Source organism: Ostreibacterium oceani (genome assembly GCF_009362845.1).
GTDB classification, from domain to species: domain Bacteria; phylum Pseudomonadota; class Gammaproteobacteria; order Cardiobacteriales; family Ostreibacteriaceae; genus Ostreibacterium; species Ostreibacterium oceani.
The window spans coordinates 103,844-128,423 of the sequence record NZ_WHNW01000002.1; the positions used below are offsets into that span (position 1 = coordinate 103,844).

The 24,580-nt window shown below is 45.3% G+C and carries 21 protein-coding genes; 11 read left to right on the plus strand and 10 right to left on the minus strand.

Annotated elements, in window-relative coordinates; translation table 11 throughout:
• Positions 1-26 precede the first annotated feature (26 nt).
• The 6 genes from carB to trxB all read left to right on the plus strand — a co-directional run bounded on the left by carB (position 27) and on the right by trxB (position 9,702).
• Positions 27-3,245 carry a carbamoyl-phosphate synthase large subunit gene (carB, locus tag GCU85_RS02040; RefSeq protein ID WP_152808846.1) on the plus strand — a complete coding sequence of 1,073 codons (3,219 nt, stop codon included), beginning with the start codon at positions 27-29 and terminating at the stop codon, positions 3,243-3,245.
• Between the two features lie 18 nt (positions 3,246-3,263).
• Positions 3,264-3,743 carry a transcription elongation factor GreA gene (gene greA, locus GCU85_RS02045; RefSeq protein WP_152808849.1) on the plus strand — a complete coding sequence of 160 codons (480 nt, stop codon included), beginning with the start codon at positions 3,264-3,266 and terminating at the stop codon, positions 3,741-3,743.
• A gap of 46 nt (positions 3,744-3,789) precedes the next feature.
• Positions 3,790-4,794, plus strand: a complete 1,005-nt coding sequence (locus GCU85_RS02050; protein ID WP_328592779.1) for a class 1 fructose-bisphosphatase — start codon at positions 3,790-3,792, stop codon at positions 4,792-4,794.
• Positions 4,795-4,926: 132 nt separating this feature from the next.
• Positions 4,927-6,399 (plus strand): DUF945 family protein, encoded by a 1,473-nt coding sequence (locus GCU85_RS02055; RefSeq protein WP_218110477.1) that lies wholly within the window; start codon positions 4,927-4,929, stop codon positions 6,397-6,399.
• Between the two features lie 239 nt (positions 6,400-6,638).
• Positions 6,639-8,543 carry a molecular chaperone HtpG gene (htpG, locus tag GCU85_RS02060; RefSeq protein WP_152808853.1) on the plus strand — a complete coding sequence of 635 codons (1,905 nt, stop codon included), beginning with the start codon at positions 6,639-6,641 and terminating at the stop codon, positions 8,541-8,543.
• A 205-nt stretch (positions 8,544-8,748) separates the two neighbouring features.
• Positions 8,749-9,702 (plus strand): thioredoxin-disulfide reductase, encoded by a 954-nt coding sequence (gene trxB / locus GCU85_RS02065; RefSeq protein WP_152808855.1) that lies wholly within the window; start codon positions 8,749-8,751, stop codon positions 9,700-9,702.
• Between the two features lie 110 nt (positions 9,703-9,812).
• Here the strand turns inward: trxB and creD are convergent, their stop codons facing one another.
• The 3 genes from creD to GCU85_RS02080 all read right to left on the minus strand — a co-directional run bounded on the left by creD (position 9,813) and on the right by GCU85_RS02080 (position 13,458).
• Entirely contained in the window at positions 9,813-11,321 is a 1,509-nt protein-coding gene (gene creD / locus GCU85_RS02070; RefSeq protein WP_152808857.1) for a cell envelope integrity protein CreD, read from the minus strand.
• A 373-nt stretch (positions 11,322-11,694) separates the two neighbouring features.
• A complete protein-coding gene (locus GCU85_RS02075) occupies positions 11,695-12,312 on the minus strand; it encodes an HD domain-containing protein (RefSeq protein ID WP_152808859.1) in 618 nt (205 codons plus the stop codon).
• A gap of 54 nt (positions 12,313-12,366) precedes the next feature.
• The gene (locus GCU85_RS02080; RefSeq protein ID WP_152808861.1) at positions 12,367-13,458 is read right to left on the minus strand and encodes a TauD/TfdA family dioxygenase; all 1,092 of its coding nucleotides are present in this window, start codon (positions 13,456-13,458) and stop codon (positions 12,367-12,369) included.
• A gap of 99 nt (positions 13,459-13,557) precedes the next feature.
• Between GCU85_RS02080 and GCU85_RS02085 the strand changes: the two genes are divergently transcribed.
• Entirely contained in the window at positions 13,558-14,502 is a 945-nt protein-coding gene (locus GCU85_RS02085; protein WP_152808863.1) for a LysR family transcriptional regulator, read from the plus strand.
• Between the two features lie 55 nt (positions 14,503-14,557).
• Here GCU85_RS02085 and GCU85_RS02090 read toward each other — a convergent pair whose 3' ends face one another.
• Positions 14,558-15,475, minus strand: a complete 918-nt coding sequence (locus GCU85_RS02090; RefSeq protein WP_152808864.1) for a LysR family transcriptional regulator — start codon at positions 15,473-15,475, stop codon at positions 14,558-14,560.
• 259 nt (positions 15,476-15,734) lie between these two features.
• Between GCU85_RS02090 and GCU85_RS02095 the strand changes: the two genes are divergently transcribed.
• Entirely contained in the window at positions 15,735-17,546 is a 1,812-nt protein-coding gene (locus GCU85_RS02095) for a BCCT family transporter (protein WP_152808866.1), read from the plus strand.
• A gap of 23 nt (positions 17,547-17,569) precedes the next feature.
• Here GCU85_RS02095 and GCU85_RS02100 read toward each other — a convergent pair whose 3' ends face one another.
• The 4 genes from GCU85_RS02100 to dtd form a co-directional block, all read right to left on the minus strand.
• Positions 17,570-17,764 (minus strand): hypothetical protein, encoded by a 195-nt coding sequence (locus GCU85_RS02100; RefSeq protein WP_152808868.1) that lies wholly within the window; start codon positions 17,762-17,764, stop codon positions 17,570-17,572.
• 37 nt (positions 17,765-17,801) lie between these two features.
• Positions 17,802-18,182, minus strand: coding sequence for a Fe-S cluster assembly scaffold IscU (gene iscU / locus GCU85_RS02105; RefSeq protein WP_152808870.1), 381 nt, complete (start codon positions 18,180-18,182; stop codon positions 17,802-17,804).
• Between the two features lie 98 nt (positions 18,183-18,280).
• The gene (locus GCU85_RS02110; RefSeq protein ID WP_152808872.1) at positions 18,281-18,802 is read right to left on the minus strand and encodes an Rrf2 family transcriptional regulator; all 522 of its coding nucleotides are present in this window, start codon (positions 18,800-18,802) and stop codon (positions 18,281-18,283) included.
• 274 nt (positions 18,803-19,076) lie between these two features.
• Positions 19,077-19,514, minus strand: a complete 438-nt coding sequence (gene dtd / locus GCU85_RS02115) for a D-aminoacyl-tRNA deacylase (RefSeq protein WP_152808874.1) — start codon at positions 19,512-19,514, stop codon at positions 19,077-19,079.
• A gap of 54 nt (positions 19,515-19,568) precedes the next feature.
• Between dtd and pyrB the strand changes: the two genes are divergently transcribed.
• A complete protein-coding gene (gene pyrB / locus GCU85_RS02120; RefSeq protein WP_152808876.1) occupies positions 19,569-20,687 on the plus strand; it encodes an aspartate carbamoyltransferase in 1,119 nt (372 codons plus the stop codon).
• Between the two features lie 83 nt (positions 20,688-20,770).
• On the opposite strand, the gene grxB is transcribed toward pyrB, so the two are convergent.
• Positions 20,771-21,427: a glutaredoxin 2 gene (gene grxB / locus GCU85_RS02125; RefSeq protein WP_218110478.1), complete on the minus strand. Its 657-nt coding sequence runs from the start codon at positions 21,425-21,427 to the stop codon at positions 20,771-20,773.
• A gap of 1 nt (position 21,428) precedes the next feature.
• Positions 21,429-21,836: an RDD family protein gene (locus GCU85_RS02130; RefSeq protein ID WP_152808880.1), complete on the minus strand. Its 408-nt coding sequence runs from the start codon at positions 21,834-21,836 to the stop codon at positions 21,429-21,431.
• Positions 21,837-21,955: 119 nt separating this feature from the next.
• Here GCU85_RS02130 and GCU85_RS02135 point away from each other — a divergent pair, with 119 nt between their 5' ends.
• Complete coding sequence (locus GCU85_RS02135; protein ID WP_152808882.1) at positions 21,956-24,013, plus strand: L,D-transpeptidase family protein; 2,058 nt, start codon at positions 21,956-21,958, stop codon at positions 24,011-24,013.
• 27 nt (positions 24,014-24,040) lie between these two features.
• Positions 24,041-24,553, plus strand: a complete 513-nt coding sequence (fabA, locus tag GCU85_RS02140; protein WP_152808884.1) for a 3-hydroxyacyl-[acyl-carrier-protein] dehydratase FabA — start codon at positions 24,041-24,043, stop codon at positions 24,551-24,553.
• Positions 24,554-24,580 lie beyond the last annotated feature (27 nt).

A 24,580-nucleotide genomic window follows, 5' to 3' on the forward strand; every position in this document is an offset into this window, starting at 1 on the left:
CTTTGTAGCCTAAACAGATAAAAATCATGCCAAAACGTACTGACATTCAGAGCATCCTAATCATCGGCGCAGGTCCAATCGTCATTGGGCAAGCGTGTGAATTTGACTATTCAGGCGCTCAAGCCTGCAAAGCACTACGCGAAGAAGGATACCGCGTCATCTTGGTTAATTCTAACCCTGCGACGATCATGACGGATCCCGACATGGCCGATGCGACCTACATCGAACCCATCCGCTGGCAGACTTTACGTGAAGTCATCAAAGCAGAACGCCCTGATGCCATCCTCCCAACAATGGGCGGACAAACCGCACTAAACTGCGCATTAGATTTAGCCAAACACAACGTGTTAGCTGAGTACAACGTACAGCTTATCGGCGCCTCAGTCGATGCGATTAACACGGCTGAAGATCGTGATTTATTTAAAACCGCGATGACTGAGATCGGCTTGGGCTCGGCAAAATCCGCCGTTGTTCACAGCTTATCTGAGGCGCTGACCGTGCAAAAACAATTCGGCTTTCCGATTGTGATGCGTCCTTCGTTTACGTTAGGCGGCGCTGGCGGTGGGATTGCTTACAACCAAGAAGAATTTATTCGAATTGTCGAGCACGGGCTTGAATTATCGCCGACCACAGAAATTTTACTCGAAGAGTCCTTGCTCGGCTGGAAAGAATACGAAATGGAAGTCGTTCGCGACAAAGCCGACAATGCCATTATTGTCTGCGCCATAGAGAATTTCGATCCAATGGGTGTGCATACAGGCGACTCAATCACCGTTGCCCCTGCACAAACCTTAACGGATAAAGAATACCAGCTCATGCGCGATGCCTCTATCGCTATTTTGCGCAAAATCGGGGTCGAAACAGGTGGCTCTAATGTGCAATTCGCCGTCAACCCAACCGATGGCCGTCTGATTGTTATCGAAATGAACCCTCGCGTTTCGCGCTCTTCTGCGCTGGCTTCTAAGGCCACGGGGTTCCCCATCGCCAAAATCGCCGCCAAACTTGCGGTCGGATTTACACTAGATGAGCTCAAAAACGAAATCACAGGTGGACAAACGCCTGCCTCATTCGAGCCAAGCATCGATTACGTCGTCACCAAAATACCACGATTTAATTTTGAAAAATTCCCACAGACTACCAACCGTCTAACGACACAAATGCGCTCTGTCGGCGAAGTCATGGCGATTGGCAGAACGATGACTGAGTCGTTACAAAAAGCACTCAGAAGCTTAGAAACCGATGTATCGGGGCTTGACGAGCCGCGTGAGCAATTGACTGGCGATGCCCTGCGCAATGAAATTGGCAACCCCAGCCCAGAACGGATTTTTTACGTTGCTGATGCCATGCGCCAAGGCTATACCATCCAGCAATTACACGAAATCACCAGTATCGACCCGTGGTTTTTAGCACAGCTTGATCTGCTCATTCATTTAGAAAACGACATCAGTGAGTCGGGCATAGAATCGCTTGCTGACAAAGCAACTTTCTTAACTTACAAACGCCATGGGTTTTCGGACAGCCGCTTGGCGACTTTGTGTCATGTCAGCCAACAAGAAATAACCACACTACGCCATCAATTAAGACTGCATCCAGTCTATAAGCGCGTCGATACCTGTGCAGCTGAGTTCGCAACCAGTACGGCTTATCTCTATGCAACCTACGAAGAGGAATGCGAAGCCAACCCAACGCAAAACAAAAAAATCTTAATCCTAGGTGGCGGGCCAAACCGTATAGGGCAAGGCATCGAATTTGATTACTGCTGCGTACATGCCTCGTTAGCCCTACGCCAAGCAGGCTTTGAGACCATTATGGTTAACTGCAACCCAGAGACGGTGTCAACCGATTACGACACATCTAATCGCCTATATTTTGAACCACTCACACTAGAAGACGTATTAGAAATTGTACGCATTGAAAACCCAGTTGGTGTCATTGTTCAGTATGGCGGTCAGACCCCGTTAAAGCTTGCCAAAGCACTAGAACAAGCAGGTGTGCCCATTATCGGCACTAGTCCTGACGCTATCGACATGGCAGAAGACCGTGAACGTTTTCAACAAATGCTTAGCAAACTAGGGCTTAAACAACCGCCTAATCGCATTGCCAGTTCTGTCGAAGACGCCAAAACCGCAGCCCACGACATTGGCTATCCGTTGGTGGTACGACCATCTTATGTTTTGGGCGGTCGGGCAATGGAAATTGTCTATGACGAAACCAGTCTAGCACGTTATATGGAAACAGCCATTCGCAATGCTGCCAGCCTGCCCATTTTGTTAGACCGCTTTTTAAACGACGCTATCGAAGTCGATATCGATGCGATTTGTGACGGACAGCAAGTCTTAATCGGTGGCATTATGGAGCATATCGAAGAAGCAGGCGTGCATTCGGGAGACTCCGCTTGTTCATTGCCGCCGTACTCTTTATCGCTCACCCTGCAAGAACAAATGAGCGAACAAGTCAAAGCCATGGCCTTAGAAATTGGCGTGGTTGGTGCAATGAACGTCCAATTTGCCGTCAAAGAAGACACCATCTATGTATTAGAAGTCAATCCACGTGCATCGCGCACTTTGCCTTATGTATCCAAAGCCGTTGGCAAACCGCTTGCCAAAATCGGCGCACGTGTTATGGCAGGTGAATCACTCGCCGACATTGGTATCACAAAAATCAAAACGCCAGGGCATTTCTCTGTCAAAGAAGCCGTTTTTCCGTTTATCAAATTCCCTGATGTCGACCCCTTGCTCGGCCCTGAAATGAAATCCACTGGCGAAGTGATGGGGGTTGGCACCAGTTTTGCCAAAGCTTACGCCAGGGCCATTTTAGGCGCAGGAGAAAAGCTACCTGAAAAAGGCGACACCGTATTTATTAGTGTACGTAACGAAGACAAGACCAAATTGATACCGATTGCCAAAAGCATCCAAGAATTGGGCTTTCATATTGTCGCTACACACGGCACTTATCATACGCTGTGCGAGCAAAATATCCCTTGCACTCGCGTCAATAAACTCGCAGAAGGTCGCCCAAACATTGTTGATTCTATCAAAAACGGGGAAATTGCTTTTGTCATCAACACAACGCAAGGTGCCCAAGCGATTACCGACTCGTATGAAATTCGCCGTGAAGCCATTATGAACAAAGTTCTCTATACCACCACCATGGCTGGCGCCCGCGCGATTGCTTTTGCACTCGCGGCTGAGAACCTTGACAAGGTCAATAAAATACAAGATTTGCATTCATTTTCATCAGACTGACAAGGAGCACAATGTATTATGCAAGAAAAATATCCCATGACAACAAAAGGTGCAGAGGCGTTACGCGCAGAGCTCGATAGGCTGAAAGCGGTCGAACGACCCCGCGTAATTAATGCCATTGCCGAAGCGCGCGCGCACGGCGACTTAAAAGAAAACGCCGAATACCACGCCGCCCGTGAGGAACAAGGATTGGTGGAAGCGCAAATCAAAGACATCGAATACAAACTAAGCTTGGCACAAATCATTGATGTCACCATCTTGCCCCAAAATGGCAAAGTCGTCTTCGGCACGACGGTTGTCATCGAAAATCTCGATGATGAAAAGACCATGACGTATAAAATTGTCGGACAAGACGAGGCCAATGTTAATCAAGGGCTACTGGCTTACAACACGCCCATCGCACGTGCATTGATTGGTAATGAAGAAGGGGATGTTGTCGAAATAGAAACTCCAAGTGGCACGAAATCCTTTGAAATCTTATCCGTCAAATATGTATAATACCTATAATGCCTATAATGCGCGATAACCATTACCTGATTCGCCCGTGAAAACACTTAGCCAATACTTACTCGAGTTCGAACGCGATAACCCTGAGCACAAAGGGCTGCGGTTAGCGATAGAGGACATCGCCAAAGCGTGCGCCCGCATATCAGACTTAGTCGGTCGTGGCGCATTAGTTGGCATCCATGGGGATGCGGGTGAAACCAATGTGCAAGGCGAATCACAGCAACAATTGGATATTCTATCTAACCAAATCATGCTGGATATGCTCGCGTGGTCTGGTAACTGGGCGGGGCTTGCGTCTGAGGAGATGGAAAACATCTACCACATCCCCGCACGCTACCCCAAGGGCAAATACCTCTGCGCATTTGACCCCCTAGATGGCTCAGCCAACATCGACATTAATATGCCGATTGGCACGATTTTTTCGGTGCTGCCTTATGATCGTTCGGATGCGCCCCACAATCGAGACTTTTTACGCCCAGGCAGCGAACAAATTGCTGCGGGCTATGCGTTATATGGTGCTTGCACCATGCTAGTGTTAACACTGGGTCATGGCGTCCAGCGCTTTACCTTTGACCGCAGCATTGGTGAATTTTTTCTTACCAAAGAAAATATCCGCATTCCCGACAGCGCCAGTTTTTCGATTAATCTTTCAAACTATCGATTTTGGGAAAAGCCCATGCAGCAATATATCGATTTATGTCTAGCAGGTGACCAAGATGAATTGGCCAAAAATTACAACATGCGCTGGATGGGCTGCATGATTGCGGATTCACACAAAGCGCTGGAAAAAGGCGGTGTCTTTATGTATCCCGCCGATAATCGAGACCCAGCAAAACCTGCCAAGCTCCGTTTGCTATACGAAGTCAGCCCCATGAGTTATTTATTCGAACAAGCGGGTGGACGCGCCACAACGGGCACTGAAAATATCCTAGATATCATCCCAACCGAGCTTCACCAGCGTGTTCCTGCCATTTTGGGTAGCAAAGCCGAAGTCGACTATATCGAGGCATTACACCAAGCGGCACTGAAAAAAACAGATTAACCGCCAGCGGTGTTTAGAAATCTGCCAAATATGTTACAATCGGCAATCTGTCATCTCGACCGTCGACAACACATTGACAACACATTGACAATTATTCAAAAATACTTTAGCCATAAAACAGGACTTAACTCTATGAAAAAAATTGGTATTATCGCCGTTGCTGGCATCATTATAATTGCTGCTGCTGCGTTTCTTTTTAAAGGGAAAATTAGCGACTCCGTCGGTAATCAATTTGAAAAACAAGCAAAAACCTTTCTAGAAAACAACACCAACAAACCCATTTCAATTAAATCACTAGCGCAATCGCCCGAAATCACGACAGCGACCATTACCATTAATGAAGTCAAAGATACCGAGATTCGTAGCCAGCTGGATATCAGCCTTGCCATGGGGCAGAAATTTAGCCTACCGCTCAATACCGAAATCCAACGCGGTGAAATCAGCCATAATGGCAAAAGCTATGGTTTTGGCAAACTCGTCACCAAACCTGATCTATCCCAGTTTACCGATTTGCCAGCCGTTATTGATGAAAACACCTTTACCCTAGAGCAGTTTATTGACCTACTGGGTAACGTCCATGAGGTTTACACCGTGACACCACTATCATTTAAAGACAGTGGTAGCCAAATGAATTTCGCGGGGGCAACGGTGAATATCGATACCTCATTTTTTAACCGCGCGAATGCATCGGGCGATTTTGCTGTCAGAACCTTGACGGTAAACGAAGATAACAACACCTTTATTCTCTCGCCTATCGAAGGTAGCTTTAACCTGTCTGAAAATGGCGATTACCAAGTAAGCACAGGTCCACTTTCTATCGAAATTGCAGCCATTGATGGCACAGGCGGCATTCGCGCAGAGAAAATGATTTCCACTGGCAACTATCAATCGATTGACGGGCTGAGCGTCCCGCTTAACAATGGTGAAGCCAGCATTAAAGATATCAGCATAAAAGTACCTGATCCGATGACTGGACAAATGACCGAGATAAAATTAAGCAGCCTCGATTTTACGGGTGGTATTTATCAAAACGGTGACAATCACGTTGACATTAAATACAACGTCAAAGCCAACGCCACTGAGAATGGCATTGCATTACCACTACCCGTTTTATTGCAATCAGCGTCAATGGATTTTCAAATGAATCGCCTCGCCAATAGCGCGATAAACACCTACTTTGACACACTACTACCTATAATGTACCAGATTGAGAACAGCGCCAATGCAGAGGCTGAGGCACTAGCTGTTCTAGAAGGTCAGTTATTACCAGCCATCCAACAAAGCGATACACAAACGATGTTAGCATTCGATATTCAGACTGACCAAGGCAAGGCGGCAATGGATGCGGATTTCGCGCTTAATGAATCAGGTAAATCAGCAAGCGTCAACGACTTGATTGCCGCACTTAAGCGTGGTGATACGGGTATCATAAACGCCAATGCCAAGGCAAACATCGCCAAATCACTCAGCGATGCCACCGAGTTAACTAGCATGCTGCAGTTGTTTATGGGTGAATATGTGAATGAGACTGAGACCGACTATACCTTTGAAGCTGTCCTCAAAGACGGCCAGGCAACGCTTAACGGTAAACCGTTACCGCTATAAGCTACCTTTTTATCAGCTGATGTGAATTTAGCCCGCGCATGCGGGCTTTTTTTGTGCGAGTTAATCTGTTTAGTACTGCTACACTGAAACCATCTGCAATGAAACCGTCTGCGATAAAAACGTCTACCGTTAAAACACCAACAGGACTTGAAATCGATTAAAGACACCCTATTTATAGGCAATAATCCATTAATCAATTAATTAATCACTATTACCTAACCAATAGGAGCAGCGTTACTATGTCAACAACCGAAAAAATGGGATTTCAAACCGAAGTCAGTCAATTACTCCATCTTGTTACACATTCACTCTACTCAAACAAAGAAATATTCTTGCGAGAACTCATCTCCAACGCATCCGATGCCATCGATAAACTTAAATTCGTTGCGCTTTCCGATAATAATCTCTACGAAAATGACAGCGACCTAAAAATCCAAATTCGCTTCGATGAAACCGCTAACACACTAACCATTAGCGATAATGGTATTGGCATGAATCGGCAAGAACTAATTGACAACCTTGGCACTATCGCCAAATCGGGCACCAAGGCATTTTTTGAACAACTCTCAGGCGATGCAGGCAAAGACTCTGAGTTAATTGGACAATTTGGGGTTGGGTTTTATTCTGCATTTATTGTTGCCGACAAAGTCACTGTCAACACTCGAAAAGCTGGTGAAAGCGAAGCACACCAATGGGTGTCTGACGGCCATAGCGATTTTGAAATCAGCACCAGCGACAAAGCCAGTCGCGGAACAGACATCGTACTTCATCTCAAATCTAGCGAAACCCAATTCACCAATCGCTGGCAGTTACAGCAAATCATCACAAAATATTCCGATCACATCAGTGTACCAGTCGAGCTATGGCAAGATGCCATTGCTGAAGAAAAAGACGAAGATGGCAATATTACCGTTGCCGCCCAAGCAGGGAAATTTGAGCAAATCAATCGCGCCAAGGCACTCTGGCTACGCAACAAATCCGATATCAGCGATGAGGAATACCAAACATTTTACAAACATATCAGCCACGATTTCCAAGATGCCGCCACGTGGACACACAATAAAGTCGAAGGCAAACTCGAATACACGTCGTTGCTTTTTGTGCCGCAGAAAGCTCCATTTGACTTATTTCAACGCGACAGCAAACGGGGGCTAAAGTTATTCGTACAACGCGTCTTTATTATGGATGATGCCGAGCAGTTTTTGCCGCATTACCTAAGATTTATCAAAGGCGTGATTGATTCTAATGATTTACCGCTCAATGTCTCACGAGAAATCTTACAAGACGGTGCTGTCACACAATCCTTACGCAAAGCCTGTACCAAACGCGCACTGGACATGATGGGCAGGCTCGCTGAGGACAATGAAAAATACGCCAATTTTTGGCAAGAATTTGGCAACACACTCAAAGAAGGCATCGGTGAAGACTTTGCCAATCGGGAAAATCTATTCAAATTACTGCGCTTTGCCTCTACCCAAGATGAAACGGGCAATCCAACAACCGCCCTCGCCGATTACGTGGCACGCATGCCCGAAAAACAAGAAAAAATTTACTACCTCATTGCTGACTCTCAAACGGCGGCAAAACATAGCCCGCATTTGGAAATTTTTGCTAAAAATGGAATCGAAGTCTTACTCATGTGGGAACCTATCGATGAATGGATGATGGGGCAATTGCACGAATTTGAAGGCAAACCATTCGAAGCCATCAACCAAACCGATATCAGCGGTGAATTATTTCAAACAGAATCGGATGAGACAGACGATAGCGATAGCGACAAAGACCAGTATCAAACACTCATTGAAAACATAAAAACCACCTTAGGCGATCACGTCGTGGACGTTCGCATCAGCAAGCGCCTCACCAAAACACCGACTTGCGTGGTACTCGAATCAGGAGCGCTATCTAACCAAATGCAGCGCATTATGAAAGCGGCTGGTCAAGCGGTACCTAAACAGCGCTATATTTTTGAAATCAACACCGACCATCCTTTGATTCAACAGCTGTCCACCGTATCTGAATCGCAGTTTGCTGATTGGGTTACGGTATTATTTGACCAGGCGCTACTGGCTGAAAATGGTAACCTTGATGATGCCGCCACCTTCATTAGCAAAATGAACGGCTTATTATTAGCAGGCGAATAACGACATAATCCATTCACTAGCGGGCATTCACTTGCCCGCTAGCTGATCGCATTAACTGATCGCATTAACTGGTCGCACACCCGCACCCAAATGATGTCGGTTGAATTTTGCGGATAATGTCTTATTTCCTTCATCTTTTTTTGCTACACTGTTCGGCAGTTTTATTTATTCAATTAAATTCTATTCATCAATCGGGGAAAACACTATGAGTGACACCATCCATCACCGCGTCATTATCTTAGGCTCGGGGCCAGCAGGCTATACTGCTGCTGTGTACGCCGCACGGGCAAATAATGCGCCAGCCGTCATTACGGGTTTAGAGCCAGGTGGACAACTAACGACTACCACCGAAGTCGATAATTGGCCAGGAGATGCCGAGGGCGTTCAAGGTCCTGAATTAATGCAGCGTATGCAAGCCCATGCTGAACGGTTTAATACCAAAATTTTCAACGATTATATTAACCAAGTTGATTTATCAACACGTCCTTTTACGCTTTTTGGTAACGACACGTATACCTGCGATGCACTGATTATTGCAACGGGCGCTAGCGCCAAATATTTAGGGCTACCTTCAGAAACCCAATTCAAAGGCCGTGGGGTTTCTGCTTGTGCAACGTGTGATGGTTTTTTCTACCGTAACAAGCCAGTTGCAGTCGTCGGCGGCGGTAACACGGCAGTAGAAGAAGCACTATACCTATCGAATCTCTGTGAAAAAGTCTATCTCATTCACCGCCGCGACACCTTTCGCGCCGAGGCCATTATGATTGACCACCTGATGCAAAAAGTCGACAAAGGCAATATCGAGCTTATCTTAAACCACACCCTTGACGAAGTCATCGGCGATAACCAAGGCGTCACCCAAATTCGCGTCAAATCTAGCGATGAGGCGAATACGCAACTACTCACAGTGGACGGTGTATTTATTGCGATTGGCCACAAGCCTAACACCGACCTATTCGCCGACCAATTGGCGATGGATAATGGTTATATCCGCGTCAAATCAGGGCAAAGTGCCAACGCCACCCAAACCAGCGTCCCTGGCGTATTTGCCGCAGGCGATGTCACCGACCAAGTCTATCGCCAAGCCATCACCTCAGCTGGCGCTGGCTGCATGGCCGCACTCGATGCCGATCATTTTTTACGCAATCAGGCAGACTGAGGGTGGATTAGGTACTACATTTTCAACCCAGCGTAACATACTGATAAAAATCAAGGAAATAAACCTCACCAGTCACCGCCTTTTGATGAGGTTGATATTTATGGACTATATTATTGTATCGGGTTAATTCTTTTAGTGACCAACATTAGTACAGCGGTGACAAGCACGAGCAATGTTGTTCCTAGCAATAGCGCAAAATCTTCCATATTTAAAATGCTATAAAGCGATGCATACAGCACTGATAACACAGAAAATAATATTCCCGCCTTCTTCTTATCGCGAATGACGGCGCCAATATAGAGCGTTATCATGCTCACAATGACACCAGCTGATATTAAATAGGATAGCGAAAAAGATAGGTGTTCTGATAAGGATAATAAGCAAAGATAAAATAAACTAACTGCCACGCCCGTAATCATATATTGAATATAGTGAATCGGGCGTTTAATCGTACGCTCAACAACAAAACAAGTCAAAAATGTCAATGAGATAAATAAAATACTATATTTTATGGCTCGATAAACCATATTATAAGTGACGACAGGTTCAAATAAATCAACACCCGCATAAAATGATGATAGCTGGGACAGTTGGGTTGTTTTTTTTGTTGCAAGCTCATTGCTCGTATTGTCTGTTTCTCCTAAAAGGATAACTTGATTATAACTACGTGCCAGACTAGGGATATTCCAACTTGCACTAAATCCGCTATCGCCAATATTCCTTGTTTTCGGCAAGGTGTCACCTGTAAAGCTTGGGTGCGGCCATTTGGATTGCATATTGACAGTGGTATTTCTTCCCCAAGGTAAAAAACTCAAGCTACGGCTACCATTAAATTGCAAATCAAAACTAAATGTTAACGTATTAAATGGTTTTATTTCTCCCAATTTAGTATGAAAACCAGTTTTTACCACTTGCTCCATATTTGAGCCAGGCTCAAATTTTAATGAGGCTTCATTAACTTGCAAATTGCTTATTTGTTTGATGGCGCTAGTGTCGCTTAAACCAACGACTAATTCAATCTCATCAATCACAAATCGATCAAAGCCTTTGATTTCATCCGCTAGTTTAGGCAAGACAAATTGGCCATGAATTTTAGCGTTGGATTGATAGACTAGCGCAGGAAAAATACCGTACTGACGGACTTCATCATCAATGATAAAATCCATATTTAAATCTTCGGGAAGCAGTATCAAATAGTGTTTTTCCTCTACCATTTTAGGTGTTTTTATTGCTTTCGTTTCCGATATAATTTGAGGTGCGTCAACGATTACGGGTACGGTCATTATGCTGCCATCTTTATCGGTGATTTTTTTTTGGACTTCTACACGATTAATGACTTCTTTTTTTTCAACGACTTCTTTTATATCAACCATCTCTTTATTGACATAAAATGGAATTAACATCAAAGGCCCTGAAAGCGTTTGTTTATCTCCCCATGAGGACGTTATCGATTGTACCGCTTCATTGCGATACGATACACGCTCTTGTAATGTTTCCATTACTAGTGATGTCGGCAGCAGCATAATAAAAATTATGGCGGTAATAATGACACCACGAATCAGTAAGTCTTGTTTTCTAAACATCGATACGATGCTGGATATTTTACTCGTTTCTTGCATGGATTCCTCACTTAATTGATAAAAAATCTATACTAAGCCGCCAACATGTGATTCGTGTGAGGTTATGTGTGGTTTGTGTGAGGTTATGTGTGAATTCTGTGAGGACTTACATCGCTGTGATACGGCGATGTTGAATATATATAAATATATTAATTATATCAAATTACTATCTACGCATATCTAGACATGGTAGGTGCTACATAGAAGGATAGTCGATTATTTTTCAATCGGATGATACGGGCTGACTCGCTTGATAGATTCACACATTAATTTGAATGCTATTTTTTTCTGAGTAACTTGCTGTGCTTCCATATTGAGCGCGACGTCCAGTGTTCAATAAATGTTCAACCAGTCCCAACGCAATCCTACGTATTTATTGACGTGATTGCGCGGTTTCAAAGCAATAAGGTGGGACACGTTCACCAGCTCGAATCACTGCTGGGTCATACGCTTTGCGAGCAAATACCCGTAACACAATAGGCTCAAAAAAGGTCAACGGCTTTGTGGGGTAATTGGGATCGAAACTCGCCTGATCCCAATGCTCACAAAAATAATCACAATCATCAAAATACCGATGCCCTGCATATTGTTGGCGTTGATTTTTATCTCCACCGACAAATTCACCGTAGTATTGTAATTGAAAGTCTCCGTGTTTTTCAACCACCCAACGGCACTGCTCGCGAACGAATGGCGCTAAAATACTGGCCGCATACTCACTGTGATTGAGCGGTGCATAAACATCGCCAATATCATGCAGCAGAGCAGCCACAATCCAGTCGTCATCCGCGCCATCGTAATACGCCCGTGTTGCCGTCTGCAAGCTATGCGTTAGCCGTGATACTTGATAGCCTGATAGCGTTTCTTCTAACGTGCTGAGCGCCTGAATTAACCGAGCACCAGTTGCACTGGCATAGTCACTCTCTAAAGTCTCAAGCAGCGAATAGTCTTCGGCATCGCCCGTTTTCATCTGGGTAAATTTTACTGTCTTCATGCTTTGCTCCGTTATGTATGTGGTGTATGTTGTGCGGTGTGTGGCGTTTATCGCCTATTGGTATTTTTTGTTTAGCAACTGATAGTGGCTTTTGGGCGCATCACGATCAATATAACAGCCTTGCACATGGCGCTTTCCTGTGGAGGGATCAAAAGCGCGTCGACCATGCAACACACGGTTATTATCAAACATCATCAACTGCCCCGTTTTGAGTTTAAACTCAATCTCATACTGCGGGTCATTTAACAAGGCATTCAAGCGATTTCTCGCCCGCTGAAATAATTGCAGCGTCGGCTCGGGCAACAACGGCAAATCGTCTAATCTTGGGCTGTAATGAATGCCAAGCACATTGTGACTATCATCGGTTTCAATAATGGTGTGGTAGCTAATCAGCGACGTATCTGCGTCAAAAAAACGAAAACGAATCGGTACAGTCGCCAGTAATTCATAGCCTTTGGGCTCTTCTTGGCGTAGCTGATTAAGCACCGCAAGGCTATCAACCAACGTTGATTCGCCGCCCTTAGAATCATTGTATAAGCAGTGTAATAATTGAATACCAGGCACAGGGTCTCGATACGGATTATCTGTGTGTGGCCCAATGGCATGCGATGTATAGGCCAAATCATTTGCATTGGGTCGCGAATACACCTCAAAATAACGACCAAAATTGGTATCCCGCACATAACCAAAACGAGTCGCAACAGCCAAAATCGATTCAGGCGCCACTGGCGTGTTATCAATAATAATAAACCCATAGGTCAAAAAATCCTTAACTGCCTTGAAAAAGCGAGCATCGTCTTGGGATATCGTTAACCAATCATGGTTTAGATTAGGCACGGTCTTTGCTTGCCAGATAATTTTGTTGGGTTCTATCGGCTCAGGCTGGCAGTCAGCCAATAGCTTCGTAATAGAGTATTCCCCTTGATAACCATCACTAAAGCCTATAGTTAACGTATCGCCTGATTGTTTTGCATCGGTTATTGCCAGCGTCGGTGCCAAACTGTGACTATTGAATAACCGCTGCTGCGTGTTGGCATCGACTTGATCTGCGCTCTGCGCACGTTCTCGCAACCACAAAGCGGGCAGTGTCAGATTATCGTGCGTAGATATCGTATAAACATTATCGGCAGATTGGATAGATAACATAACGACCACCTATAAATTGATTTAATGAATCATCATTAAATCATAGAAAAAATCGCGCGACAATATTGTATTTTTTTATTTAAAACATAAAATGAGCTTATGAATCGTTTGATATCCAAGCTCCCACCACTCAAGTCCTTAGTGGCATTTGAGGCCGTCTGCCGCTGTGGCTCAGTCACCGCGGCCGCCAAAGAGCTGACCAGTTCACAGCCCAGTGTTTCCCAACACATTCGACAATTAGAAACGAATCTAGGAACCGCCTTATTTTTCAAACAAGGCAGACAGCTCAAACTAACAACAGCGGGGCAATCGTTTTACGAACAAATTGCACCCACGCTGTGGCAAATTGCGCAAACTGCCGAAAATCTGCGCGATGTCAGCCTGCAACAAAAAACCTTAGACATTATTTGCCATACAGGGCTTGCGATGTTTTGGCTTTTGCCGCGCTTGACTGAATTACAAAATGCCATTGCGCCCATTCAATTAAACATCACACTGTCGGATAATCCAAACCAACCGATTACGCGACGTGCCAACCTCCTCATCATGCAATTCGGACCGCTATCACACCACAAAAATCAGCGTGTACTGTTTCACGAAAGTGTCAGCTTAGTCGCGGGCAGCCGCTATGCGCAAACGCATCAACTCACGCCATCAACCTCATTAGCGCAAATCGTGGACGGCATTGCTCAACAAACTATACAGCTAATCCATATGGACAATCAAGACGGACGCTGGCTCGATTGGCGCCAGTGGCTACGTAAGCAAGGGGTTGAGCTACCTCAGACACACCAACCCGTTTACCTAGGCAATTACCACACCGTCATTACCCAAGCCCAACACAACCAAGGCCTCGCTTTAGGCTGGCATGGTATTATTGACACCTTAATCGACCAAGGTGACCTCGTTTGTGTGACGACCAAAACAACACAGCGAAAAAATTACGGCTACTACCTTGATATTGCACATTTAGATGCTACATTTCTGCCAGTTGTTTGCGCTTTACAGCAGTTTGCCACGCCTCACTTAGCCCCAACGCCTTAACGCCAACGCCTTAGCCCACTCGTATCAGATCACTAAAATAAGAGAGATTCACACCTTAGGTGGTATGCAAGGTGGTATGCAGGGTGGCATTCACCTCAGCGCATATCGATAGCAGCCACTCGATAAATGCTTTTTCGTAAGGCTGCAATGAAAAGACTGGCTCAATTAAGTAAAAACTGTCTCGAACAGCAAAGGGAAGCACCGCCGCCTGTTTGATTTCTCCTTTTGCTAAACCATAAGACGCCAATGCCGCTGATAGCAGGCTGATGCCTGACCCTTGTTTAGCAAACTGGTATAGCAACGTAGATGAATCTGCCGCCATAGGAATCAAGACTGGGGACTGTTGCGCGTTAATTGGTTGCATTCCCGCCTTAGTCAGCCACAACAACCAATTATAATGCACACCCGTTAATTCAAACAATGGATATGCTAAAAACGCGTCCAATCGCATCGGAATATCGGGCAATTGTGGCGCGGAAACGGCCAGCGCTTGGTCGTTGAACAATCGCTCGCACGGTTCTGGCCACTGACCAATCCCGTGGCGGATTTCAATACATTGCCCTGTCATTTTAGGCTGGTGATGCCACCAAATCATATTCTCAAAAACAATCTGCACCTCAGGGTACTGCCGCCTAAATTCTGCAATACGCGGCGCAATAAACAGGGTTGCAAAGGCAATATCCGTTCGGATGTTGATGAATGGATGATGGCTGAATAAGCTCTGCGTTGCCGCCGCTAATTGACTAAACGATTGATTTACAGTGGGCAAATAATGATTGCCAATAGTCGTCAACTGCAACTGCTTTGCATCACGAATAAATAACGCACAACCAAGATGATTTTCTAGGTTTTTCACCTGCTGACTAATTGCCGACTGGGTGACATTGAGCTCTTTTGCCGCCAACGAAAAACTCCCGTGCCGTGCCGTCACTTCAAAGGCTCTTAGCCAGTTTAATGGTGGAATATTGCGCATGAGTTTATCGTCTCAAATTAGCTAGTGGATTAGATTTTCTAATATATATTAATAATAATGATAAAAGCAATAAATAAATATAGCATTTGCGTCTTATTATTTTTAAGATGGCTTCACGATCAGGCACCAATCAGGCATTATTGCTTATTAACCAATAAAACGTTTAACCACTTACGCACTTACGTAATGATAACTCAATAGATGCATCATAAATTTACGATTTAACCCACTTAATTATAATAAAAAATAGGAGAATCACATGCTAGAAGATAATGAATTAGATGGCTACATCCAAAAACGCGGCGTGCTCAAAGGGCTAAATGCCGAAATGGGTATTGCGGCTTTTACCATGATTATCATTTTTATCCTTTATACCATCCTAATGGGAGACACAGCAAGCACACAATTTCTCGGGATGAAATCTTGGATTGAATCGACTTTGGGCTGGTACTATGTCGCACTAATGGTGCTCACACTCTGTATTTGTATCGGCATCATGTTTGGACGTGCAGGTAGCATCAGACTAGGTCCCGATAATGAAAAGCCAGAATTTTCTAACTTCGCTTGGTTTTCGATGCTTTTTGGCTGCGGAACAGGTGCTGGCATGCTGTTTTTCAGCATGTCTGAACCCATGATTCACTTCGCCAGTCAGTGGAGTGGTGGTAATCCGTTTTTAAGTGCCGAAGTCAAATCGGCAGTCGCCCAATTCTTTACCTTAAAACAAGAAGCGCTAGACGCTGGATTAACGCCAGGGCAAGAAGGATTCCCTGTACCCAATGATTTGGTCGCCAAAGCCGCAACCGGTGGATTAAAAATGACCATTTTCCATTGGGGGATTATTGCATGGGCAATGTATGCAATCGTTGGGGTATCCCTCGCCTATTTTGCCTTTAGAAAAGGGTTACCACTCTCCATTCGCTCCGCGCTATACCCGCTAATCGGCGATAAAATTTATGGTTTTTGGGGGCATCTTGTCGATATTTTAGCGGTTTTTGGCACCATTTTTGGTATTGCGACAACCTTGGGCTTAGGCGTTGATCAAATTGGCTCAGGCTTGGTTTCCATCGGTGCGATTGAAACCAAATCGCAAACCGTCACTATCGTCTCAATTGTTATCATTACCGCCATTGCCACAATCTCCGCCACCACTGGGGTTGGCAAGGGCATTAAAATCCTATCAGTCAGTAACACGTGGATTTGTATCGGGTTAATCACTTACTTTTTATTATTCAGCAATTTTAATTACTTAGTTGCCAGCACCTTGAGTGGATTAGGTGACTATTTATCTGGCAGCATCACGATGTCAACCTGGACCGCTCGCAGCGCCGAAGAACGCGTCTGGCAAGGTGGATGGACAATCTTCTACTGGGGCTGGTGGATTGCATGGGCGGCGTTTGTCGGGTTATTTATTGCACGTATCTCGCGCGGCCGAACCATTCGTGAATTTATGCTAGGCGTAATATTCGTCCCAACGTTGGTTGGCATGGTCTGGTTTGGCGTCATTGGTTCTGCTGGCATTTATGAATCACTGTACGGCAGCGACATGAGTATTTACAATACTTCTGTACAAAACTGGGACTATGCTGGCACGCTGTATGCCGCCTTTGATGTGCTATCACCTGGACTTACCGCAACGTTTATGAAAATAGTCGCCATTATTGTCGTCGTTGTTTTCTTTGTCACGGCAGCTGACTCAGGCACGTTGGTCCTTGGTCGTTTGTTGTCTTTTGGTCGCCGACCACCGATTCAACAACGCGTTATCTGGGGTATTGTGTTAGGCGCTGTGACATTGATTGTTCTGCTTCTCGGCAAAGAGCAAGCTTTAAAAGCACTTCAAGCAGCATCTATTGCTGGGGCACTGCCCTTTAGCTTTGTCTTAATCATTATGTGCTGGGGCTTGGTCAAAGGCATATTTGCCGAAGTCAATGAGATTAAAGCAGAGGAGTTGGCACTCAAGCAAAGAACGCTAGCCAATAACCCTGACAATAGCTCTACGGCTAATCCAGTAACTAACCCCACGACTCACCCCACGACTCACCCCTCTACTAACCCAGCAGGGCAATCATCATAACGGGCCTCTCTACTGCCCACCAATCATCTAACCGATGGTTTGGTGGGCAGACTACTAACAATAACAATAACGATAGCAATAGCAATAACAACAACGGCAACGGCAACGGCAACGGCAACCATCATTGGCCATTGGCAAAATAAAAAAATAAAATAAAAAAATAAAAAAGCACCGTAAAATCGGTGCTTTTTTATTACGTCGGTGTAGCACACTGGCATGCTACATCGACGCTTAGTCTAGATACAGATTATCGTGTTAGTTCTTTTTGCTTTGGTAGTCTTCTATCGCCGCTTTAATCGCATCTTCGGCAAGCACCGAACAATGAATTTTAACTGGCGGCAAACCTAATTCATCAGCAATGGATTTATTCGTAATGGTCGATGCTTCTTCGATGGTTTTGCCTTTGACCCATTCAGTCAATAACGAGCTAGACGCAATCGCCGAACCACAGCCGTACGTTTTAAATTTAGCGTCAGAAATAACGCCTTCTCCATTAACCTCAATTTGTAGACGCATCACATCACCACAAGCTGGCGCCCCAACGATACCTGTCCCAACTGTTTCAGAATCTTGGTTTAATGTCCCAACATTGCGTGGATTCTCATAATGATCCATTACCTTGTCGCTATATGCCATTTTATCCCCCGTTTTTTATTTTCAATTTACTTAATACTATTCTATTTACTTGATTATTTATCAATCATTTGTCATGAAAATGCTACCCGATTATTCATCTATGGCTTTTCCATTGCGCTAGTTTCCATCGTGTTAGCTTTATCCGCTTGCTTATCTACTTGCGACAGTTTTCTAAAATGAATCCGCTGATCTTGCTCTCGGCAAAGTCGCTTGACTTCTGCAGAAGAAACAACTTCTTGCAAAGACACATTATGCAAAAAACCATAAATCCGTTGCGACAAATCAAACCACAACTCGTGCGTGATACACTTTCGACCATCTTGACAATTTTCATGCCCAGCGCACCGTGTCGCATCAAGCTTTTCATCGACCGCATTAATAATATCGGCTATGCTAATATCGCTAGCAGGTCGCGCCAAGCGATATCCGCCACCTGGTCCACGAACCCCTTTCACAATATCATAGCGTCGCAATCGCGCAAACAACTGCTCAAGATACGATAACGAAATGCCCTGTACCTCAGAGATTTCTGCCAAACTCACCAACTGACTTTCTTCTTGGTGCAATGCCAAATCAATCATTGCTGTCACCGCATACCGCCCTTTGGTGGATAATCGCATAACTTTCAACCTATTAACAGATAATCTTCTATTTCCTAGTATTTTACTATGTTTTTAACAAAACACCAAATAAATTTAGCCCTATTCTCATCCTAATCTCACCCTAACCGCATTAATCCTCATCGTGGCGTTAATTCATGCGTTAACTCATGCGTTAACTCATACTTTAATTTATGCCTCAATTCGAGCGCAATTCATCGCGCGATTAGGGTTATCCTGCTGCAATTCCCATGTCCATGCCAATCCCATGCTAACCCCCATACTAATTCTCATGCTATTTTTGCAGCCAAAATGTCAGCGGCCCGTCATTTTCTAGCCTTACTTTCATTTCTGCTTTGAATTGCCCCGTCTGTGTTGGTATCGCGGTTGCTTTGGACAAAGCGACCACATAATCAAATAGCTGCTCACCCAGCACTGGGCAAGCAACTGGCTCGAACCCTGGGCGGTTGCCTTTACGCGTATCCGCGGGCAAGGTAAACTGCGGCACAAGCAGCAACGCACCACCCGCCTGTTCGATATTCTCATTCAGCTTTCCTTGCGCATCTGGGAACACCCGAAATTTTTGAATTTTTGCAAATAATGCGAGTGCGTTTTTTTCCGTATCATGCTTTTCAACACCGATAAAAGCCAATATACCGCGCTCAATTGTGGCAATTTCTTGCCCCGCCACCCAAACCGATGCGTAATTTACACGCTGAATCAATGCAATCATTAAAAAACCCGCTATAATAGTAATGGACACATACGCTATTAAAACGAAATTCTCATGCATTTACAAGGTCAACATTTACAAGGTCAACATATCCTCTCCGTCGAACAATTTAGTTTAGCCGACATCAACACCCTTTTTACGACCGCCGAAAAGCTTGAATTAGTCGCCAAAGGCGTCGTCACGACCAAAATACTGGACGGGGCAATTTTGGCAAACTTATTTTTTGAAGCCAGCACGCGGACGCGAATGAGTTTTCATAGCGCATTCGCACGTCTTGGCGGTGATATCTGTGACACGACTGGCTTTTCATTTTCGTCAATCTCCAAAGGAGAATCCTTGGCCGATACAGCCCAGGTCATTTCAGAATATGCTGATGTCATTGTCATGCGCCATCCAGAACAAGGCGCAGTCGCTGACTTTGCACAGCATGCCACTGTCCCTGTGATTAATGGTGGCGATGGGCCTGGCGAACACCCCACGCAAGCACTACTTGATTTATATACCATCACGCGCCACTTTAACCAAACAAACCAACCTGTTGACGGCGCAACCATTGCCCTAAGTGGTGATTTAAAGCATGGAAGAACCGTACATTCCCTCGCCAAACTACTCGCACGCTACCAACAAATCACGTTTCATTTTATCGCCCCTGACAGCCTACAAATGCCACCTGCGATTATCGATTGGTTAGCGGCCAAAGGACATCGAGTTCATTGTTTTCCGCGCCCCGAGCAAGGACTACCCGATGCTGATGTGATTTACTGTACCCGTATCCAAAAAGAACGGTTTAACGCAGAACAGCTAGACGCAACGCCCGACGAATCGCAGCTATTTAGCATCAACCAAACCATCATTAATCGCTATGCTAAGCCATCGGCCATCATTTTACACCCGTTACCACGGGATAGTCGCGATGGCGCGTTTGACTTATCGACGGATTTGGACGCAGACCCTAGGCTACAGATTTTTACACAGGCTGCCAACGGCATCCCAGTCCGCATGGCACTTTTTGTGCACTGTTTAGGATTGCAAGATTTAGTGGGGCATGACTTTGCGCCAGCACCTTGGGCGCAAAGCAAATCTGCGCCCAAAAAACCTGCACCCCAAAAACCTGCACCCCAAAAACCTGCACCCCAAAAACCTGCACCCCAAAAACCCGCACCCCAGCGTTAATAGCGCGCGGGGCATGCTACAACGCCATAACACGCCATAACACGCCATAACAGAAAACAGCGAAAGCGTTTCAACGCAAATTATCAGACAACACTATCCGCCAATGCGCATTGGGTTGCTTGTGCCATCGCCTGCATAAATGCCGAGGCTGCCTCAGGCCAAGCAAACCCTTTAACCACTGACACACCATGCAAGCTGGCAAATAGCATAATACTCGCCAACGAGCTGGGTGAAGCCGCCAGTTTTTCAAACAGTGCAGATTGCTGTTCCAATGCGTCAAACAATGTGGCACAGTGCACATCTGTCTCAGCCAAGGCCGTATCAAAGTCACCGATTAGTGCGGTTTTTTTCTTAACAAAGTAGTCAACCGCGGACGATGTGGCAAATTCGGCATACGGTATTTTCGCCCAGCGAGGCATCGTCAGCTGATAAATCGCCAAGCGATTTGCTTGCAGAAAGCCCTCAACAGCAGCGATATCTTGGTCATCTTTAAGCACAGGCTTTTGGTGCTGACTCGATAAGTAGTCAATAATATCAAGGCTTTCACCCATATAGCGGTCAGGCGCAGTTTGCAAAATCGGCACCATTTTTTTACCGACCATCGCAATCGGTGTTTTTTCATCGTCATTGAGTAACACTTGGTATTGCATCGAAATATCATGCAACCCGATAAACGCCAAGACGCGGATACAGTAAGGGCAGTGCTCATAATAATAAAGCGTTGGTTGAACTATCGTCATGTTATTCTCTCCACAGCGTTGTTTTTGAAATGATATCATGAATGCCTTTGTGGTCTGATCGAAACACCGCCCAAAAAAACGCCACACCGAATGTCAACAAGACGACAAAGAAGCGCAACAGTAGTTTATTCAGGCTTGCAGGCGGCGTATCGGCCATTAACCTAATTTTCCATACCTTCATCCCCGGTGTTTGCCCACCATGCGACCAAAACCCAACAAAATAAAATAAAACCAAACTAAATAGCGCCAGTTGAAAAAAGAGCGATTGTCGCCCACTAACAAACTCGCCGCGATTAATCGTCACAACCAGACCAGTAAATAACATCAAACAAGCAAAGCATAATATCCAATCGTAAAATGCGGCGCCAAGCCGACGCGATAACCTGACTGTGTTTGTATTTTTTTTCATCAATCTATTAAATTATTCGTTAATTGGTTTGCGTTTAGCGCAAAGCATTATAAAATGTGGCATAATTTAACAATAATGTCACGCAAATTATCTTAAAAAAGATAAGGTTTAATCAATAAATGACTAGCAATAATACTCAAAAAAACACCTTAATTCTCGCCGTTATGTGCGGTTTAATCTCTCATGCTTACGCGACAGAGCGCTTGGGTTCAAACACTCCGTCCGACGCAGCGATTGATCGCTCAAAGATTATCCAACCTTATATTACACTCGATGGAGAAGCCAACCGCGATTTGCCGGCAAACGATTTGCCGACAAAACAGGCTGCGCTTTCTACAGAGACTCCGCCCACTCATTCGGCAGATGCGTCACTCAGCGAACCGCCATTACTGCTAAAACCTAGCGACAGTGTATCGAATAATGCGCTCACGTCAACTCCTGCGTTTGCGCAATCGCCTAACGAAAGCCTAACGTATGCCGACGATTTGCGCAATGACTCAGCGAATGACTCAGCGAATGATTTCAGCGACAATTCCGTTGATGACCCAATCAATCCGATTGAATCTCGCGACACTGAAGTCAACTTGACCCCAGAGATTATCACCTCAAGCAATTGGGTCTCACTCAGTCCCGAGGAAGCAATCAGCAATAGTTCACCAGAAATTGCAATGATGCTTAACAATCAAACTCGCTCGATTCACTGGCGCGGCGTCAATAATCAGCTGCGCAGCCTAGACGAAGTCACCCAGTTATATGCGCAGTTAAACTACCAACCTTTGTGGATAAAAGATGGCAAGGCCACACAACTCGCTGAGCAATTAATCCGCCACACACTAAATGCCAGATACCACGCGCTACGCCCTGAGGTCTATCACACCAGCGCAACGTCTGGCGTGCGCACAGGCGATGCGGTGTCTGATCCTTATCAATTTGATGTACTACTCACCGATGCGTTCGTGACGTTGAGCAAACACTTAACCAATGGTATCGTCAACCCCAAACAGCAATTCAGCACATGGAATCTAGACCCCCAGCCAATTGATTTTAAATCACTATACTTGGCAGCACTTACTGCTAACGATGCCAGCCAATTGTTTGTGATGGATGACCAAGACTATCTCACACTACAGTATGCCTACCAACAGGCACTAAAAAGTAGCGAACAAACAACCGAGTTTCCACCGATTCCGACTAACAATACATTACGTTTAGGCAGCACGGGGGAAGCCGTCGCCTTGCTTCGTCAGCACTTAGGGCTTAGCGAAATCGCACGAGACGGGGCCTATGGTGTCTATGACGAAACGGTAAAAAATGCCGTCATGGAATACCAACAGCAACATGGGCTATCCGCAGACGGTATTGCAGGCCGCAGAACATTGTCTAGTTTAAACGGGCAAACGCCACAAGCACAGCTAGAGACACTTGCCATTAATTTAGAGCGTCATCGCTGGGGCTATATCCCACAGTATTCAAACTATGTTTGGGTCAACATCCCTGGCTACACGATGACGGTTAAGAACCGTAATGAAACCCTTTTTGAATCCAAGGTCGTTGTCGGGCGACCTGCACGCCCTACACCGGTATTTAGCGATGTCATGGAGCACGTTGTTTTATCACCCTACTGGAACGTCCCAAGCACCATTTTTAGAGAAGACAAACTCCCTCAGCTACGGCGCAATCCCAATGCACTGGGCAGCAGCATGCAAGTCGTCAATACCAAAACAGGGCAAGTCGTCAACCCCGCTTCGGTAAACTGGTCTAATGGTGGCTCAGGTTATCGTCTACGACAAAAACCTGGTGCGCGTAATGCGTTAGGCAATATGAAGTTTTTATTCCCAAATAAACACGCCATCTACTTGCACGACACACCAGATAAACACCTATTCGATCGCACCAAACGGGCTTACAGCTCGGGCTGTGTCCGCGTTGAAAAAGCGGAGGACTTTGCTTTGTTCTTGCTGGATAATACAGGATATGACAAAAGCCGTATTAAAAAAGACAGCCGTCTCAGCCGTGAAAAATGGCTCAACCTAAAAGGCGAAAAACAGTACCCTGTATTTTTAAAATACTACACTGCTTGGGTGGATTCCACGCAAAACATTCGTTTTAGTGACGATATTTATGGCCATGATAAAAAAATGAAACAACTTTATCAAACAGCGCTCAATAACCTTTAATCAATTAAAATAACAAATAAAAAATAAATGAATAAAAACAGCTACAGTAAAGAAGACCTAATCGCCTGCGCTCAGGCCAATATGTTTGGCCCAGGCAATGCGCAATTACCACTACCACCCATGCTCATGTTTGACCGCATCACACAAATTACAGACACAGGCGGCAAATATAACCACGGCGAAATTATCGCCGAACTCGACATCACCCCAGATTTATGGTTTTTCGCTTGTCATTTCGAAGGCGATCCTGTTATGCCAGGCTGTCTAGGGCTAGATGCCATGTGGCAATTGGTCGGTTTTTTTCTTGGCTGGAAAGGCGGACTAGGACGCGGTCGTGCACTCGGTGCTGGCGAAGTAAAATTTACTGGCCAGGTGCTGCCCAGCGCCAAAAAAGTCACTTACCGCATTGATATTAAGCGAGTGATGATGCGAAAACTGGTCTTAGGCATTGCCGATGCCACGATGGAAGTTGACGGCAGACTGATATACACCGGCAAAGACTTGCGCGTGGGATTATTCACAGAAACCGACAGTTTTTAACCCGTTTATGCAAATAATGCGTAAATA